A 15701-nucleotide genomic window follows, 5' to 3' on the forward strand; every position below is an offset into this window, starting at 1 on the left:
CAGGCCCAGTCCGGCTGGCGGAGCTCAAGAGGGTTCTCCGCAAACTACCAAGGCTCGCCCAGCAGACCTCAAGATCAATAGCCCAGCTAGCGCCATGATTTTCGAGTTTCCGAGACCGGGGTCTCTGGATCGATGTCTGAAAAAACCATCGTTCTGCAGGGAAGCAAACATGGATCGATCTTGCACGCCGCTATAGCGGCCTTCGCTATCCCCGTACACGTCCAGACATAACGATTAAATTACCCGAAATGAGTAATAACCGCGAAAACAACAATCTTTAGCTGTGCTGCGGTGGATTGTTGAACATTATCACTCGGCCTTCGGGCGCAGGATTCGCGGCGCGCGCGCCCATGCCTTGCGGGGCCGTCCAGGCAGAGTGTTGCGGTCAAGCGCCAGCCATGCTCAGACAAAAGCGTCAGGGTGCAGCGAAAAGGCTGGGGCTGGCGCTGTAAATTCGGATGGTCTGTTTTGGAAAATAGCGTGAAAAAAAGTCTGGAAGAATATCCTAGCGCTCACATGCTTGGCTTCCTGTTTTCCCAGAACGTCGACTACCTGATGAGTATTATGTCGGTGTATTTGGAGCTGTTTGACGGCGACGCGACAACCATGCTGATATTTTTCACAATGGCGAGGACATCTGTCGACCATCTCAATCGCCAGAATGTCCCGCGTGCTGAGGCCGCAGACGGCGTCTTCCCCGATACCCTGCGCCGACCGGTAGCCGCCTTGAGCATCGCCAACTATCTGGGCCTGCCCTACGAAACCACTCGTCGACACGTCATGAAGTTGGTCGCGAAAGGCTATTGTCACCGGCAGGGATCAAGAGAGTTCCTGATCTCCTCCGAGACGCTTTCGCGTCCTGAATTTGCCGATCTGGCCAAGCAATCCTTTGCGCTGACCAAGACGTACCTCGAGACGATCCGCCCCTACGTCGCGACCTGACGCACTGATTGCCGCCGCACGGCCGGGCGAACAGCACCGCTTGTCAGACGCGTCGGACGGGAAAGGCTGGCGGCTCCGTCAGGTGTATGATGGCCTGCCGACGCCGTAGCGCGCCCGCGCCGCCACGGGAGGCTGGTGGGGCCGCCCTTCACCCAGACCGCTGCGCGGCAGCCACTGCCGAGCAGAGTCCCAGTTGGGATTGGTCAGGGGCATCCCAAAGTACCAGCCTTGCCCGTACGCGATCCCGACCTCGGCCAGTAGCGCGGCAATCAGGGGCGTTTCGACCATTTCGGCCACGGTTTCCGCCCCCAGGGCCTTGCACAGACCGGCGAGGTGCTTGAGCAGAATGTAGTTGCGGCTCCCGCGCTCAAGGTCGCGCACGAAGCGACCGTCGAATTTGACGATGTCGACCTCCAGCGCACTCAGATATTCAAGCGATGCGGAGCCTGCGCCGAAATCATCGATACAGACGCGAAAGCCAGCGTCCCGAAGACCTTTCAGGGTCGCGGCAGCCTCTTCAAGACAAAGCACGGCCGCGGTTTCGGTCAGCTCGATAAGCAAGCGCCCACGCAGGGAAGGGTCGCCCGACGTGGCCTTGAGGAAGGGCGACAGGAAGCGCTCGTCGAGCAAGGAGGCGCCGCTGACATTCACCGCAATGCTCACATGCGGGTGGGCTGCGAGGTGACGACAGGCGCAGCGCACCACCGCCAGGTCGAAGTCGACAATCATGTCCAGTTCTTCGGCCATCCGGATGGTGTCCGCCGGGCTGACATCGGCGTCGAAGCGCGCCAAGGCTTCAAAGTGGTGCAGTACGCCGCCGCCGAGGGTGACGATGGGCTGAAAGGCCAACTGAAACGTGTCGTTGGCGAGCCGCGTCCTGAAGCGGGCGGCATCCTGCACCACGCGGTTCAAGGTCGCTTCGAAGCCACGGACCGAGGCGTCGGCGCCCTCGGCGATATAGCAGTCCAGGGCGTAGCGCATGGCCTTCAAGGCCTGGGCAGGGTTCTCGAGGTCGACGTTAAGATCGGTAATGGCCGGCTTGATGCCGGTGACAGCCTCGAGTTGCTCGGCGACAGGCCCAGGCGCGACCGAGGCGTCACGGAGTATGGCGAAACGGCCTTCGGCGACTTCGGAGGCGCCTCCAGCGATCGCCTGGGCTTGCAGCACCCGGCCGACGATTTTGCGTCGGAGATTGGCCATGTCCGTCGGCAAGGCCGCCATGGCCTCGCCGTAACCCTCCAGTTCGACAAGATCCAGCCTGAGTGGCAGCCCGTCCTTTCGGGCCTGCCGCATCAGGTCAGACGCGATCGCGCAAAACCCGGCCCGGTCCGCAAGTTGGTCCGAGGCTGCGCCGGCGCCGGCGTCGACGGCGGTGGCGCTCAGAGCGCAGGACAGATTCGCCCCGCGCTGCGGCAGGCGAAAGACCGAAAGGCTGGCCGTGCGCGCTGGCCGAGAGCCGGGCCCAGATCTCAGCCTTACCCGGAAGGGCCCCTGGCGTTCTCCGGGTGAGACGGTTGGGCCAATCGCCGCCATCATCGCCGCGTCCTGTTCGTCAAGCACGGCATTCCATCCGCAGCCGACCAGGGCATCATCATCGAAGCCCGTCAGATGTTCAGCGGCGCCCAGGGCGAACAGAATGCTGCCGGCATCGCTGATTTCGAAGACCAGGTCGGCCCCGGCAACCGCCAGGCCGACGAGACGCACACTCTGCTGGGCAAAATCAGATCCAGGCATTGGTCTTCCCATGCAGGCTAGAGGACAGCCCCTCCTCGAAATCAATGAAAATATCCGTCAGTTCGGATGCCTTCACTTTCGAAAGATTGGAACTTCGAGACCAGTACGTCCAGTAACTGACAACATGCTGTATTGCGCCGATCTCCTCGCCAATATCCATGAATATATCGGGTGCAGAGATCAGAAATCGACGAAAGGCGGCTGACTGGCCCTCGTTGACGAGCACGCCATAGGCGTCATCGTATCTTCGGATGACATTCCGAATGCGTGCCAGGGACGTGCGAATGGCGCCTTCGATGCGCAATTTCGCCTCGGCGATATAGGCGTCACCGGCCGCGTCTCGCCTTCCCAGAGGCGCGATCGCCTTGATCTCCCTGAGAACAGAGCCCAGTTTTGGATAGGTGTCGTGCAACACCCACTTGTAGTAAAGAAGGCCTCTCCAACAGAATATGCCGTCCTGATATTCTTTTTCGCTAAGTCGAAGAAGCTTTTTTAGAGGCTCAAAGCTCTTGTCAGGGCTCGACGATAGCAATTTCTCCGCCAGTCGGCCTGCGGAGTTGACGACCGCCGTGGCCTCATCGCCGCCACCGGTCATGCGCACGAGGCCCGCCAACTGCTGACTGACATAGCTGTGCATTTTTCCGACGTCGGCGTCTGAAATGCAGAAGTAGTCCCGCGAGGGCTCAATACCGCTTCTGCGAAGGTGCTCTCGCAGCAGAAAAGGATCCAGCGAAGGCAGTTCATCGATCAGATCAAGAACCTTGCGGTCTGATCTACCGAATTTGACGTCATCGCCGAACATGTCCTCCGAAACAGCATCGAAATTCTTCTGCCCGACAAATAAGCAATGGGCGCCAAAGCGAAAATCATTGATGTCGAAAGGAACTAGAATCTTTGTAGCATTGAACCTCGGCTCGTCAAAAATATCGGCTTCGTGCGGACGAACCCGATGCTTTATAATGACCGAGCTCTCCAATATCTTATTGCGAAACAGGCGAGATCTATCGTTGGCGATCAAGCCGGATCGGCTTCGACTGATCCTGGCAAGATTCAAAATCCGTGTTGTCGAAGCGGTTTTCTGAATGTGTGTCAGTCGCCTGACTGTTCTGTCTCTTTCCACACGACGACCCCCAAAAACTGAGGTTATCGACTAGTTGGACTAGCGTTACCGCAAGGCTTACAAAACAGACGAGCAATGCCAGATTGCCCGTCCCAGCCCATGTATTGTATCCACAATGAGTAATATGAGCTATCTGCCCCGGGTTATCGTTTCGCGAGTTAACAAAAGGTGAATTGCCAAGCAATTGAGGAACGAAAGCTTAAACGGTCGAGCCTGCAGGCTGACCTTTACTCAAAATAGGTAGAAAACTAATTGAGAAAGGTGCGGCCGGCGACTAACCCCTTAAGCAGGCCGCCATGGGGGCTGCACAATGGAAACGGGGCGCGACTAGCCTCGAATGTTATCGAGAGGGGGTTTCTGATGTCGATACCGCTTCAAGCCGGCGCGGCTATTGACTGGAGCGGCAATGCGGCAGTCAGGCGCGCAATGTCCGTGGCCGAGGTCAATACCAAGGTTACTCAGCCATCGACGGCGCCAGACAGCAAGACTTGGGCACATGCCGACGGCCAGAACCAAAGGCTGGTGATTGAACAAGACAAACCGACCGGTTCCTTCGTCTACAAAACCGTTGATCGGCTCAATGGGGACGTTCTGTTTCAGTATCCTTCCGATGAACTTCTCCAGCTCAGAAACAACCCCGCCTACGTTTCCGGAGCTTTGTTTTCCAAAAGCGCATAGAGCATCTCACCTTCTGGCCGACCCCGTCACGAAAGCCGCCTGGGGTCTGGCGCATCTCTCCCTTTAGCCATCGAGACCCGGGCGCTGCGGCAACCATCGCGCGCCCATGACGTGCGACGGCACTGACCCGCTGGCGTCACGGGGCGAGCGTTGTGAACCGTATGCTCTTCCGGGCTCTGCCTGGGCGGCTCAAAGGCCAGCCGCTATCGGGGTCATCCTTATGATCTTCTCCAGTCTGGATATGCCCTTTGGATAACGACCGGTCGATTAGACGACTGACGAATCTTTCCAGGACCTCATCGACGGCGCGCGTTTTGAACCTTTACGACGTGCATCGGCGACATTGTGCCGTACCCGCCTTCGAAAAGGCGCCGTTGTTCAAAAATAAAGTTCTGAACCGGGCGATTATTCTCAAGCACAAGCTGAGGGGTAATGAGCTTGAGATGTTTGACTCGCACGTCGGGTCGGCGACAAAAGTTCTTTTGCCCATCGACGCCGCCGACCTCCGAGCCGGGGCGCACTTTTTCTTCGTTGGCCAAAAAGATTTCGAGGCGGTGACCGAGGAAGCCTTTGGCGCCGATCTGCGGCCAGGCGCTCGCGACCGGAACGTGCTGGAACAGATTGACCAGCTACCGTCCCTCGACCCGTTCCTGCTGCGGGAATATCTCCGGCGCTCCGGAATCGAGCCGGCGCGGGAATATTTCAACATCTCCGACGCAGACGTCCTGAACATGCAGAAATTTGTCCAGATGGACATTCAGGCCTTGTCGACCCTGTCGGGCGGCGACCAGCCCGGCATGCCCTCCGGCAGGCTTGTGGACAAGCTGCTCTCGCCGCGTCCTGAGGTCGACTTTGGCCCTCTGCGCGAGGTTCTGAGACTTGAGGACAAGCAATTCCTGGACGGGATTTTCGCCTGGCGGGGATTTCTCTACTACAAGTGGGTGCTGAGCGACGTGTTGCCGCGCGTTGATCAGACAATCAAGAGCATGGTGTCGGTCACGCCTCGCGGCGTCCGCGACGCCGAGAGTGCTGCCTATATCCCGCTCGCCCGAGCGCGGATTGTGGCCGCGATCCGCGAGCGCATCCGCGCCGTGCAAGCCACACTGAGTACGTATGACCGGGCCTTTCACGCCCTGACCGACGATGGAAAACCCGGGACGTTCCGCGATTTCCTGATCGAATCGCCCCACCTGTTCATGTCGCTTGGCCAGCGTCTGGGCGCGCTCCAGCACATTGTCAGTTTCTGGTCCTACCGCTTTCCCCGGTCCAAGCCGGTGGCGGTGGGCTACGTTGATCTGATGGATATCCTTATGGACTTTGAAGACGGCATCGCGCTTGAGGGGTTTGAGGACGACGCTCCAACGATGCAGCGCGCGGTCGGCTAGAGCATTTTCCGACGAAGTGGACGCCGGTTCGTCGTCAGAAAATGCGTTAAAACAAAAGACTAGCGCATTTTCCGACCTGATTGAATCGTCAGGGAGTGAACGAACCCGGCTCCGCCGGGGTGGTGTGCGCTGCTTGAGGGGAAGACCCCTGTCTAAAAGGCTCTGGAGTCGAGCCACCCCTTCTGACTGGAGCACTCCAGAGCGCGCTGTCAGCCTAACCCCAACCTGTCTCCACCTGGCGCAGTTCGGGCAGACACGGCCGGGCCTCAGGCCCTGAGCGATTGCCACTCAGCCAAGGCGGCTGAGCGTTGGGCCTTGTGAGTTTCCCGGCTGATGAGGTGTCGCGCATCGACCAGCCGACGAGCTTGCGGGTGAGTTGCGGAAACCAGACCTTCCAAGGGCGCTCTTGGTGATTTCAATCGACACTAGGCAAGGGGCGGACCGAACCGACCTGCGGAGCGGACTAGGGATGGCGGGCTATGACAGGCCGCCTCCGCTAAAGGTTCCGAAGCTGAGCGTCCGTCCCGTCGCCGATCAGTAGACGCCCGCCCAAGGGCAGGGAACGGTTCGAGATCCGATCCAGTATGGCCCGCGCCTGCGCTCCAGAGGCCAATGACGGCATACCCCGCGTGGCTTGATCGGCCGGTTCGCCCCTGCCGATCTCATTGAGCCGGATTGGAACCAACCTCGCCGAACGGCAGCGGCGCGCCCTGAACTCGCACTCGACCAGCACACCTTCCCAGGCCTCTGGCGGGTAGGCGCCTGGGGGCTTTTCAGTTTGGAAAAAGAAATTGCCCAAGCCGTAGAACGCCGGCGCGCCGCGATGAACCTCTATGCCCTGCAGCAGGGGCGCGCCATGTCCGACGAACACGCTGGCGCCGGCCTCGACGCAGCGCCGGGCGAAGGTCCTCTGCCAGTCGGGAACCATCGTCATATCCGGCTCCCAGTCGTGGTTATGCTGATAGGCGATGACCACATCGGCCCGCCGCGCAGCGTCGGAGAGAGCATCGAGCATGCGGCTCGCATCGGCGGCCTGGACCTGTCCGCCGGCCTCGCGGCGCACCTCGTTGACGCCTGGCCGCGTGGGCGTCGCCGCTCCGCCGTCACGCACCTTGCCGGTGGCGCAGGCGACAAGCGCCACTGTCCCCCGCGTGGTTTCGGAATAGGTCGGCGCGGCGGCGCGGGCCAGATCCTCTCCCGACCCGGCAGATGGCAGACCGGCCGCGCGCAAGGCGCTCAAGGTGTCCAGAATGCCGCCCGAGCCGAGATCGAAGGCGTGATTGTTGGAGGTCGCGACCAGCTTGACGTTCATGGCCTTGAGCGTCTCGATCACCTCCGGCCCGGCGGCGTGCAGGGTCAAGGCCTCTCGCGTGGGGGTCCCGGCTCGAGGCCCCAGGATCACCGTTTCCAGATTGGTGAAACAGGCGTCGGCGCTGGCCAGACGCGCCGTCATGCTGTGGCGATCAGGCCAGGCCGCCGCAGCCACGTCGTGCTCGATCAGCGCCTGGCCCAGCAAGGTCAGTTTCAGACCCGACGTGGCGGCCAGGGCGGGCGAGGCCGCCGCCGCAAGGCCCGTCGCCAGGAAGTGTCTGCGATGCATGTGGTGGCTCCCCGATCGAAGGGACCATAAGAGGCCCGCCGAAAAGCGCCTAGGTCATGCCTCCAGCGAATGACCCGATGTTGCGCCGCTATGCGGTTGTACGGCTCGACCCTGCCTGCGAGGCTCCTTCCAACGGGGAACGCTGCCAATGACGACTGACGATCCGCGCGGCCCGGCCGCTGGCCGAGGACCGCGCCTGCTCGACCGCATCGAGAAGCTCGGCGACGCCCTCCCCGATCCGGTCCTGATCTTCGCCTTCTGCATCGCCGTCCTGATGGTCGCTTCGGTGATCGCCAGCGCAGCGGGCTGGAGCGCGGTCAACCCCGTCACCGGCGCGCACCTGAAGACCCAGAGCCTGCTGTCGGAGGCCAACCTGGCCAAGCTGTTCGTCGACATGCCCGACACCCTCACCAGCTTTCCACCGCTGGGGCTGGTGCTGGTCGTCATGCTGGGGGCGGCCGTGGCCGAGCGCACCGGCCTGTTCGGCGCCCTGCTGGGCGACGCGGTCCGCAAGCTGCCGCGCAAGGTGCTGACCCCGGCGATCTTCGTGATCGGCCTGATGTCGCATCACGCCTCAGACGCCGCCTATGTGGTCCTGATCCCCCTGTCCGCCCTGATCTATGCCGAGAGCGGGCGTCACCCGCTGGCCGGGATCGCCATCGCCTATGCCGGCATTTCCGGCGCTTTCGCCGGCAATGTCCTGCCGGGGCAGTTTGACGTTCTGATCCTGGGGATCACCGAACCGGCCGCCAGGCTGATCGATCCGAATTTTGTGATGAATCCGCTGGGCAACTGGTGGTTCACCCTGTCGATCGGCATCCTGTTTACGCCCATCGCCTGGTTCGTGACCGACAGGATCGTCGAGCCGCGCCTGGGCCCCTGGCGCCCCGACGAGGCGGCCATGGCTCAGGCCGGGGTCAGCCTGGACGCCCTGGGCGAGCCCCAGCGTCGCGGCCTGCGCCGCGCCGGAATCGCCGCACTGGTGATCATCGCCCTGTTTGCAGCCCTGACCCTGTGGCCGGGCTTCACACCACTGTTTGATGAAGAGGCCGTAGGCCCCCGCAGGATGACGCCCTTCTACCAGTCGCTGATCGCAGCGTTCATGCTCCTGTTCCTGGCCAGCGGTTGGGCCTACGGCTCAGCGACCGGCGCGATCCGCTCCCATCGCGACGTGGTGTCGATGATGGGTCAGGGCATGAAGGACATGGCCCCCTATCTGGTCCTGGCCTTTTTCGCCGCCCACTTCGTGGCGATGTTCGGCTGGTCAAAGCTGGGGCCGGTGCTGGCGGTCAAGGGCGCTGAAATGCTGCAGGGCGTCGGCCTGCCCAAGCCGGCGCTGCTCGTGTCGCTGCTGGCCATGTCGTCGGGACTGGACCTTGTCATCGGCTCGGCCTCGGCCAAGTGGAGCGCCATGGCGCCGGTCGTGGTGCCGATGATGATGCTGCTGGGCATTTCGCCGGAGATGACCACCGCCGCCTACCGGATGGGGGACTCGATCTTCAACATCGTCACGCCGCTGGCCTCCAACTTTCCGCTGGTGCTGATCCTCTGTCAGCGATGGCGGCCCAAGTTCGGCGTCGGTTCGATGATCGCGCTGATGCTGCCCTACTGCCTGGGGTTCATGGCCGGAGGGGTGCTGCTCGTGCTGGTCTTCGTAGGGTTCAAGCTGCCGGTTGGGCCCGGAGCCTCTGGCGTCTACACCCTGCCGCCCGCCGCCAGCGCGCCGATCACCCCTTGATCTAGCTTGGCGACGGAACCGTCCCGACAGGCAACCGCGCCCTCCACAAGGGCGCGGTTCGCCGCGTTTGGAGCCATCGTCGCATAACAGGGTCATGCGGCCCACGCATGGCCCGATCAGAAACCGCAATGGCGTTGCGCCGCCGAAGACGCGCCTCCTACGCTTGCACGTCGGCAGGGGGTCTTGCGCGGTCGGCGCAGGGCAAAGTCGGCGACAAAGAGGGATTACTCCATGCAGGCCTTGAACGTGCGCGCGCTCTGCGCCGGAACCGCCTATGCGGCCTTGCTGACCTGCGCGGCGACGCCGGTCTTCGCCCAGACCGCCCAGCCGGCGTCAGACACCACCGTCGAGGAAATCGTCGTCACCGGCTCGCGCATCCAGCGCAAGGACGCCGACGCCGTGGGCGTCGTCACCACCCTGACCGAAGCCGACATCAAGAACTCCGGCGCGGGTTCGGTGGGCGAGCTGCTGCAAAAGCTGCCGTCGGCCGGCGTCAGCCTCAGCAGCAACGGCACGCAAGGCACCTCCTATGGCGCCAGCTCGATCAATCTTCGCTATCTGGGCGGCGCCGAGGGCAGCGGCAACCGCGTGCTGGTGCTGGTCGATGGCCACCGCTGGGTCGACGGCGTCGGCCAGCGCGGTTTCCGCGACTTTGTCGACCTGAACACCATGCCGCTGGGCATGATCGAGGGCCTTGAGGTGCTGAAGGACGGCGCCTCGGCCATCTACGGCTCGGACGCCATCGCCGGCGTCGTCAACATCAAGACTGCCCGCGACTTCAACGGGATCAAGGCCCAGGCCAAGTATGGCGTCAGCTCGGAAGGCGACGGCGAGCAATATTCGGGCGTGGTCAATTTTGGCAAGCGCTTCGACAGCAGCGCCCTGCTGGTCTCGCTCAGCTATGTGAAGGACAAGCCGATCCTGACCTCGGATCGCGATCTGACCCGCGTGACCCTGGTTCCGCAAACCGCCGTCGGCTCCAGCCCCAACGGCCTGTTCATCCTGCCGGGTCTGTCGAACAACGCCTATTTCGGGACCGCGACAGGCTTTGCGGCTTCGAGCGCCCCGGTCGCCTTCAATGCCGGCGCGACGATCGGCGCGGGCAGCCAGGCCGACAACGCCTTCCACACCGCCGCCCTGCCCGGCGACGCGTTCAACACCCAGGCCCAGGGCATCTATTCGGCCGGTCCCAGCGAGCGCTACGGCGTCTACGCCCGCTACTCGGCCGACCTGACCGACAATGTCCGCCTGAAGGTCGAGGGGCTGTATAACCAGCGCAAGTCCGACCAGCTGTTCTCGCCCGTCCAGCTGGACATCGGCGGCACGTCCGGCACGATCCGCGGCTTCGCCATCCCCAACAATCAGGCCTTCAACCCGTTCGGCACCGCCAATGGCGTGCCGGTGGCCAACGCGGTCGGCTTCGCCGCCAACCAGGCCTGGCGCATCCGCAAGGTGATGACGCAGGTCGGCAATCGCGACAACGTCCAGGACGTCAAGACCACGCGGATCGCGGGCGGCCTGGATGGCTCGGTCAAGCTGTTTGGCCGTGATTGGACCTGGGACATCTACGGCCTCTATTCGAAGAACAAGATCAATTCGCAGGCCCTCAACGGCGTCAACTACGACAAGCTGGCCCTCGGCTTGGGCGCCGCCTGCGCCACGACCGCCGGGTGCGTGCCCATCAACCTGTTCGCGCCGATGACGGCCGCCCAGGCCGACTACATCCGCTACACGGTGGTGGAGTCCAACAGCACCTCGATCTATGACGTCACGGCCAACATCACGGGCGAGCTGTTCCAGCTCCCCGCCGGCCCGCTGGCCATCGCCGCCGGGGTCGAGCACCGCACCAACAAGGCCGTCGACAATCCCGACGCCTACGTCAACGCCGCGCCGACCAACATACCGACACCGGCCTCCGGCGCGACCTTCGCCAGCAACACCACCACCACCGGCCAGACCCGCACGGCCACGCGCGGCGAGTACAGCCTGAACGAAGCCTATGTCGAAGCCGCCATTCCGCTGCTGAAGGACATGCCGCTGGCCAAGAGCCTCGATGTCAGCCTGGCCCTCCGCTATTCCGACTACGACACCGTCGGCGGCGACAGCACCGGCAAGATCGGCGTCGGCTGGCGCCCGATCGAGGACATCCTGGTGCGCGGCACCTATTCGCAAGGCTTCCGCGCGCCCTCGATCCTCGAGCTCTATCAGGGCGGCCGCCAGACCAGCTTCCAGGGCGTCGATCCCTGCAACGGCGGCGCCTCGGCCAATGCCAGCAAGCCCGGCTGCGTGGGCGTGCCCACCGGCTATAACCAGGCCAACTACAATCTGAACGGCCTGATCGCCGGCACCATCTCGGGCAACACCAAGCTGAAGGCCGAGACCGCCGACACCTACAGCTTCGGCGTCGCCGTCAAGCCGCGCTTCGCGCCGGGCCTCAGCGCCACGGTCGACTGGTACCAGATCAAGGTGAAGGACGCGATCGCCTCGCAGTCGGCCACCCAGATCCTCAACCTGTGCGCCCAGCAGGCCGGCGTGTTCTGCGATCTGGTGACCCGCGACGCCTCGACCGGCGCCATCACCAACCTGCTGCAGGGCGCCCAGAACCTGGCCGAGATCGAGACCTCGGGCATCGACACCACGATCCGCTATGAGTTCAGCACGGATGTCGGTCGCTTCGCCGCGGTGCTCGACACCTCGTATCTGGACACCTTCAAGACCACGAGCCCCAACCCGACGGGCGGCGCGCCGATCGTCGACGAACGGGCCGGCAAGGGCGACCAGCCCCGGTCGACCTATCCGCACTGGAAGGGCCAGGCCTCGCTGACCTGGAGCCTGGGCTCGTGGAACGCCCTGTGGCGCGGCCGCTATATCGGCGACACCACCGACGTCGCCAATGCGGTCAAGGGCGCCAAGACCGACTCCATCTTCTACAACGACCTGGAGGCGGGCTACGCCTTCAATACCTACGAGACGGCGGTCAGCGTCGGGGTCAGCAACGTGTTCGACGAGGCTCCGCCCGCGTCCTACGCCAATGCCCCGATCAACTACGACATCTACACCTATGACGCCCGCGGCCGGTACATGTACGTCCGCGTCTCGGCGAAGTTCTAGGACAGCGCGGAGGGGAGCGCCGGTCGCTCCCCTCCCATCGCAGCCCGCCTTGAAGGACCGCCGCGATGGCCCCTCTCCAGAGACCCCGGCCATGAGCCAGGCAGCCCACGAGGATCGGTTCCGACCCTTCACGCCGCCTGCCGACGTGCATGTGACCCGCGACGTGATGGTCACCCTGCGCGACGGCGTGCGCCTGGCCACCGACATCTACCGACCCGCCAGAGACGGCGTGCCGGTCGAGACGCCCCTGCCCGTGCTGCTGGAGCGCACGCCCTATGACAAGCTGGGTGTCAATCACGGCGACCGCACGCGCGACGATCCCGAGCCGCGCTCCAAGCCCGAACTGGCGGTCCAGTTCGTGCGCGGCGGCTATGTGGTCGCGCTGCAGGATTGCCGGGGCCGCTATGCTTCCGAGGGCGTGTTCGAGAAGTATCTGGCCGAAGGCGAGGACGGGTTCGACACCGTCGACTGGCTGGCCAAGCAACCGTGGTGCGACGGCAAGGTGGGAACGCTGGGTCTCTCCTACGGCGCCCATACCCAGAGCGCCTTGGCCTGCCTAAATCCGCCGGCGCTGGCCGCGATGTTCCTGGATTCCGGCGGCTTCTCCAGCGCCTATCACTCCGGCATCCGTCAAGGCGGCGCGTTCGAGCTGAAGCAGGCCACCTGGGCCTACAAGCACGCCCTGCTGAGCCCCGCCACGGCCGCCGATCCCGCCCGGTGCAAGGCGCTGAAAGCGCAGGACCTAAAGGCCTGGTTCAAGCACATGCCCTGGAGCGAGGGCGTCTCTCCGTTGAGCGCCGCTCCCGAATACGAGAAGTACCTGCTGGACCAATGGCGCAACGGTCTCTTCGGTCCCTACTGGACCCAGACTGGCCTCTATGCGCGCGGCGCCTATGACGTCTATGCCAACGTGCCCATGGTTCACATGAGCAGCTGGTTTGACCCCTATTCCCTGAGCGCTACCGAGAACTATCTGGGCCTGTCGGCCATCAAGTCGTCGCCGGTCAAGCTGGTACTGGGTCCCTGGACGCACGGCCAGCGGTCCGTGACCCATGCCGGCGACGTGGACTTCGGACCAGACGCGCCGCTGGATGGCGCCCTGGCCGCAGACTATGTCGCGCTGCGCCTGGCCTGGTTCGACGCCTGGCTGAAGCCAGAGTCTGGTCCCGATCCGCTGCCGCCGGTGAAGCTGTTCGTGATGGGCGGCGGCACGGGTCGCAAGACGCCAGAGGGGCGGCTGGACCACGGTGGGCGCTGGCGCGACGAGACGGCCTGGCCACCCACCTCGTCCGTGGTCACCGACTATTTCCTGCACGCCGATGGCGGACTTTCCACCAGCCCGCCCAGACAGGCTGAAGCCTTTCTGGACTATGTGCACGATCCCTCCTCGCCCGTGCCGACCATCGGCGGCGCCATAGCCTCGGGCGCGCCGGTTATGGAGGCCGGAGCCTATGACCAGCGCGAAGGCCCGCGGTTCTTCGGCTGCGAAGCGCCCTATCGCGCCCTGGGCGATCGCGATGATGTTCTGGTGTTCCAGACCTCGCCGCTTGACGACGATGTCGAGGTAGTGGGCCCGATCGGCGCGGAGCTGTTCATCGCCTCGGACTGTGTCGACACGGATTTCACCATCAAGCTGATCGACGTTCATCCGCCTTCGGAGGACTATCCGGACGGGTTCGCCATGAACCTCAGTCATGGCATTCTGCGAACCCGATACCGGCTCAGCTTCGATCACGAGACCCGTCTGGCGCCCGGCGGTGTCTATCGTATCGAGATAGAGGCCTTCCCGACCGCCAACCTGTTCCTCAAGGGCCATCGCATTCGCCTGGACATCGCCTCGAGCAATTTCCCGCATTTCGACGTCAATCCAAACTCCGGCGAGCCCGAAGGCTATGGACGCACTCCCCGCGCGGCGACAAATCGGGTCTATGTTGATGCAACGCGGCCTTCGCGCCTGCTGCTGCCGGTCACGGCGCGGTAGCAACACCGGGCCTCGAAGCGGAGTGGTCGATTGAAGCTGAACCTGCGCAGTCTGGAAGCCTTCCGCGAGACCATGCTGAGCGGCTCGGCCACCGCCGCCGCCGGACGGATGGGCCTGACCCAGCCAGCCGTCAGTCGCTTGATCGCCCAGCTGGAACAGAACGCCGGCTTCGAGTTGTTCTATCGCGAGAAGGGCCGTCTCAGCCCCACGCCCGAAGCCCTGATGATCTACGAGGAGGTCGACCTGGCCTTCGGCGGACTGGAGCGCATCGACGCCCTGGTCCGCGACATCGCGACCTTCAATGCCGGCCTGCTGAAGATCGTCGCCCCCCCCAGCCTTTCAGAGGGCGTGCTGTCGACGATCCTGACCCGCTTCCTGGACCGCTTTCCCAAGGTGCGGGTCAGCATCGACTCCCGCAGTACAGAAACGGCCCGCAACATGGTGGCCAATCGCACGGCCGACTGCGGCTTCGTCAAGCTGCCCATGGACCGCGCCGACATCTCGACCTTCACCCTGTCGGCCAGCGAGACGGTCTGCGTGCTGCCCGGCGCCCACCCCCTGGCCAAACATGAATTCCTGACGCCTGAACTGTTGAGAGCTGAACCCCTGGTCTTGCTGGGCTTCGGCACCTGGTCGCGCCGCCAGATCGACGACGCCTTCCGCGAGCGCGGCGTGCGGCCGGATGTGAAGCTAGAGACCCACACCGTCGGCTCGGCCTGCGCCTTCGCCGCGGAGGGCATCGGCATTGCTATCGTCAACGCCCTGATGGCCAAGAATTTTGTTCGCGGCGACACGGTGATCCGGACGTTCCGCCCGCAGATTCTGCACGAATACGCCTTCATGACCTCGGCGCTGGCGCCCATGAACCGCCTCGCCGCCGCCCTGCTGGAAGAGTCGCGGACCTACTTCGATGCACCTGGCGATACGAGGCCGCCTGGATAGGTGCCGCCCGCAGCGAGAGAATAGCTGCGGCAATGCCTTACTATTAGATCTACCGGCTCGCGATATTTCAGATGCGCCATAAGCCGACCATTGGTTCGCCTCTGGAAGTCATCGTGGAACCACCCTGTCCGGCAACGGTCAACCGTCCGGTGCGGGACTTTCGTGGTTAGTCGTAGGGTCAACCTTCTCCTATCCGGTAGATTAGAGACGTCTTGTAGCGCGGCCGGGAAAAATCCCGTGTACTTGGATTGCCATCGAAACGTGAGACCCATCCGATGGATACTTTTGACCCGCTCACCATCAACGCAATTGGCCAGGCTACGGCAGCGATTCTAGCAGGCCTCGGCACAGCCTTGGCAGCGATCATCGCTGCGCGGCGCAGATGAATGGTTCACGCACTTTTGGAAGCAGCCGAAGAGCTGAAGACAGCCGCCCGGCCAACCAACATGCCTGGGTCATGGGCGGGCCAG

At 63.4% G+C, this 15701-nt stretch carries 10 protein-coding genes; 7 read left to right on the forward strand and 3 right to left on the reverse strand.

Features of this window, described 5'->3' with window-relative positions:
- Nucleotides 1-480 precede the first annotated feature (480 nt).
- Nucleotides 481-942 (forward strand): hypothetical protein, encoded by a 462-nt coding sequence (locus tag ACW176_RS01745; protein WP_419317362.1) that lies wholly within the window; start codon nt 481-483, stop codon nt 940-942.
- A 78-nt stretch (nt 943-1020) separates the two neighbouring features.
- On the opposite strand, the gene ACW176_RS01750 is transcribed toward ACW176_RS01745, so the two are convergent.
- Together ACW176_RS01750 and ACW176_RS01755 are read right to left on the reverse strand one after the other, a co-directional pair.
- Nucleotides 1021-2676 carry an EAL domain-containing protein gene (locus ACW176_RS01750; protein ID WP_492110655.1) on the reverse strand — a complete coding sequence of 552 codons (1656 nt, stop codon included), beginning with the start codon at nt 2674-2676 and terminating at the stop codon, nt 1021-1023.
- Nucleotides 2663-3694: a hypothetical protein gene (locus ACW176_RS01755; protein WP_492110656.1), complete on the reverse strand. Its 1032-nt coding sequence runs from the start codon at nt 3692-3694 to the stop codon at nt 2663-2665. The genes ACW176_RS01750 and ACW176_RS01755 overlap by 14 nt, the downstream gene beginning before the upstream one ends.
- 462 nt (nt 3695-4156) lie before the next feature.
- Between ACW176_RS01755 and ACW176_RS01760 the strand changes: the two genes are divergently transcribed.
- Both ACW176_RS01760 and ACW176_RS01765 read left to right on the forward strand, forming a co-directional pair.
- On the forward strand, nt 4157-4474 hold the full coding sequence (locus tag ACW176_RS01760; RefSeq protein ID WP_492110657.1) for a hypothetical protein: 318 nt from the start codon (nt 4157-4159) through the stop codon (nt 4472-4474).
- 314 nt (nt 4475-4788) lie between these two features.
- Nucleotides 4789-5859, forward strand: coding sequence for a hypothetical protein (locus tag ACW176_RS01765; protein WP_492110658.1), 1071 nt, complete (start codon nt 4789-4791; stop codon nt 5857-5859).
- A 496-nt stretch (nt 5860-6355) separates the two neighbouring features.
- Here ACW176_RS01765 and ACW176_RS01770 read toward each other — a convergent pair whose 3' ends face one another.
- Nucleotides 6356-7459, reverse strand: coding sequence for a CapA family protein (locus ACW176_RS01770; RefSeq protein ID WP_492110659.1), 1104 nt, complete (start codon nt 7457-7459; stop codon nt 6356-6358).
- A gap of 148 nt (nt 7460-7607) precedes the next feature.
- Here ACW176_RS01770 and ACW176_RS01775 point away from each other — a divergent pair, with 148 nt between their 5' ends.
- The 4 genes from ACW176_RS01775 (at nt 7608) to ACW176_RS01790 (ending at nt 15231) form a co-directional block, all read left to right on the forward strand.
- Complete coding sequence (locus ACW176_RS01775) at nt 7608-9197, forward strand: AbgT family transporter (protein ID WP_492110660.1); 1590 nt, start codon at nt 7608-7610, stop codon at nt 9195-9197.
- Between the two features lie 231 nt (nt 9198-9428).
- Complete coding sequence (locus ACW176_RS01780) at nt 9429-12308, forward strand: TonB-dependent receptor (protein WP_492110661.1); 2880 nt, start codon at nt 9429-9431, stop codon at nt 12306-12308.
- Between the two features lie 91 nt (nt 12309-12399).
- Entirely contained in the window at nt 12400-14289 is a 1890-nt protein-coding gene (locus tag ACW176_RS01785; protein ID WP_492110662.1) for a CocE/NonD family hydrolase, read from the forward strand.
- A gap of 30 nt (nt 14290-14319) precedes the next feature.
- The gene (locus ACW176_RS01790; protein WP_492110663.1) at nt 14320-15231 is read left to right on the forward strand and encodes a LysR family transcriptional regulator; all 912 of its coding nucleotides are present in this window, start codon (nt 14320-14322) and stop codon (nt 15229-15231) included.
- Nucleotides 15232-15701 lie beyond the last annotated feature (470 nt).

Source organism: Caulobacter sp. FV1ye13L (genome assembly GCF_058681155.1).

Bases quoted from the DNA above. Each gene is read 5' to 3' on its own strand.
- ACW176_RS01750 (WP_492110655.1), bottom strand. From the start codon at position 2,676: ATGCCTGGATCTGATTTTGCCCAGCAGAGTGTGCGTCTCGTCGGCCTG.
- ACW176_RS01760 (WP_492110657.1), top strand. From the start codon at position 4,157: ATGTCGATACCGCTTCAAGCCGGCGCGGCTATTGACTGGAGCGGCAAT.
- ACW176_RS01770 (WP_492110659.1), bottom strand. From the start codon at position 7,459: ATGCATCGCAGACACTTCCTGGCGACGGGCCTTGCGGCGGCGGCCTCG.
- ACW176_RS01775 (WP_492110660.1), top strand. From the start codon at position 7,608: ATGACGACTGACGATCCGCGCGGCCCGGCCGCTGGCCGAGGACCGCGC.
- ACW176_RS01780 (WP_492110661.1), top strand. From the start codon at position 9,429: ATGCAGGCCTTGAACGTGCGCGCGCTCTGCGCCGGAACCGCCTATGCG.
- ACW176_RS01785 (WP_492110662.1), top strand. From the start codon at position 12,400: ATGAGCCAGGCAGCCCACGAGGATCGGTTCCGACCCTTCACGCCGCCT.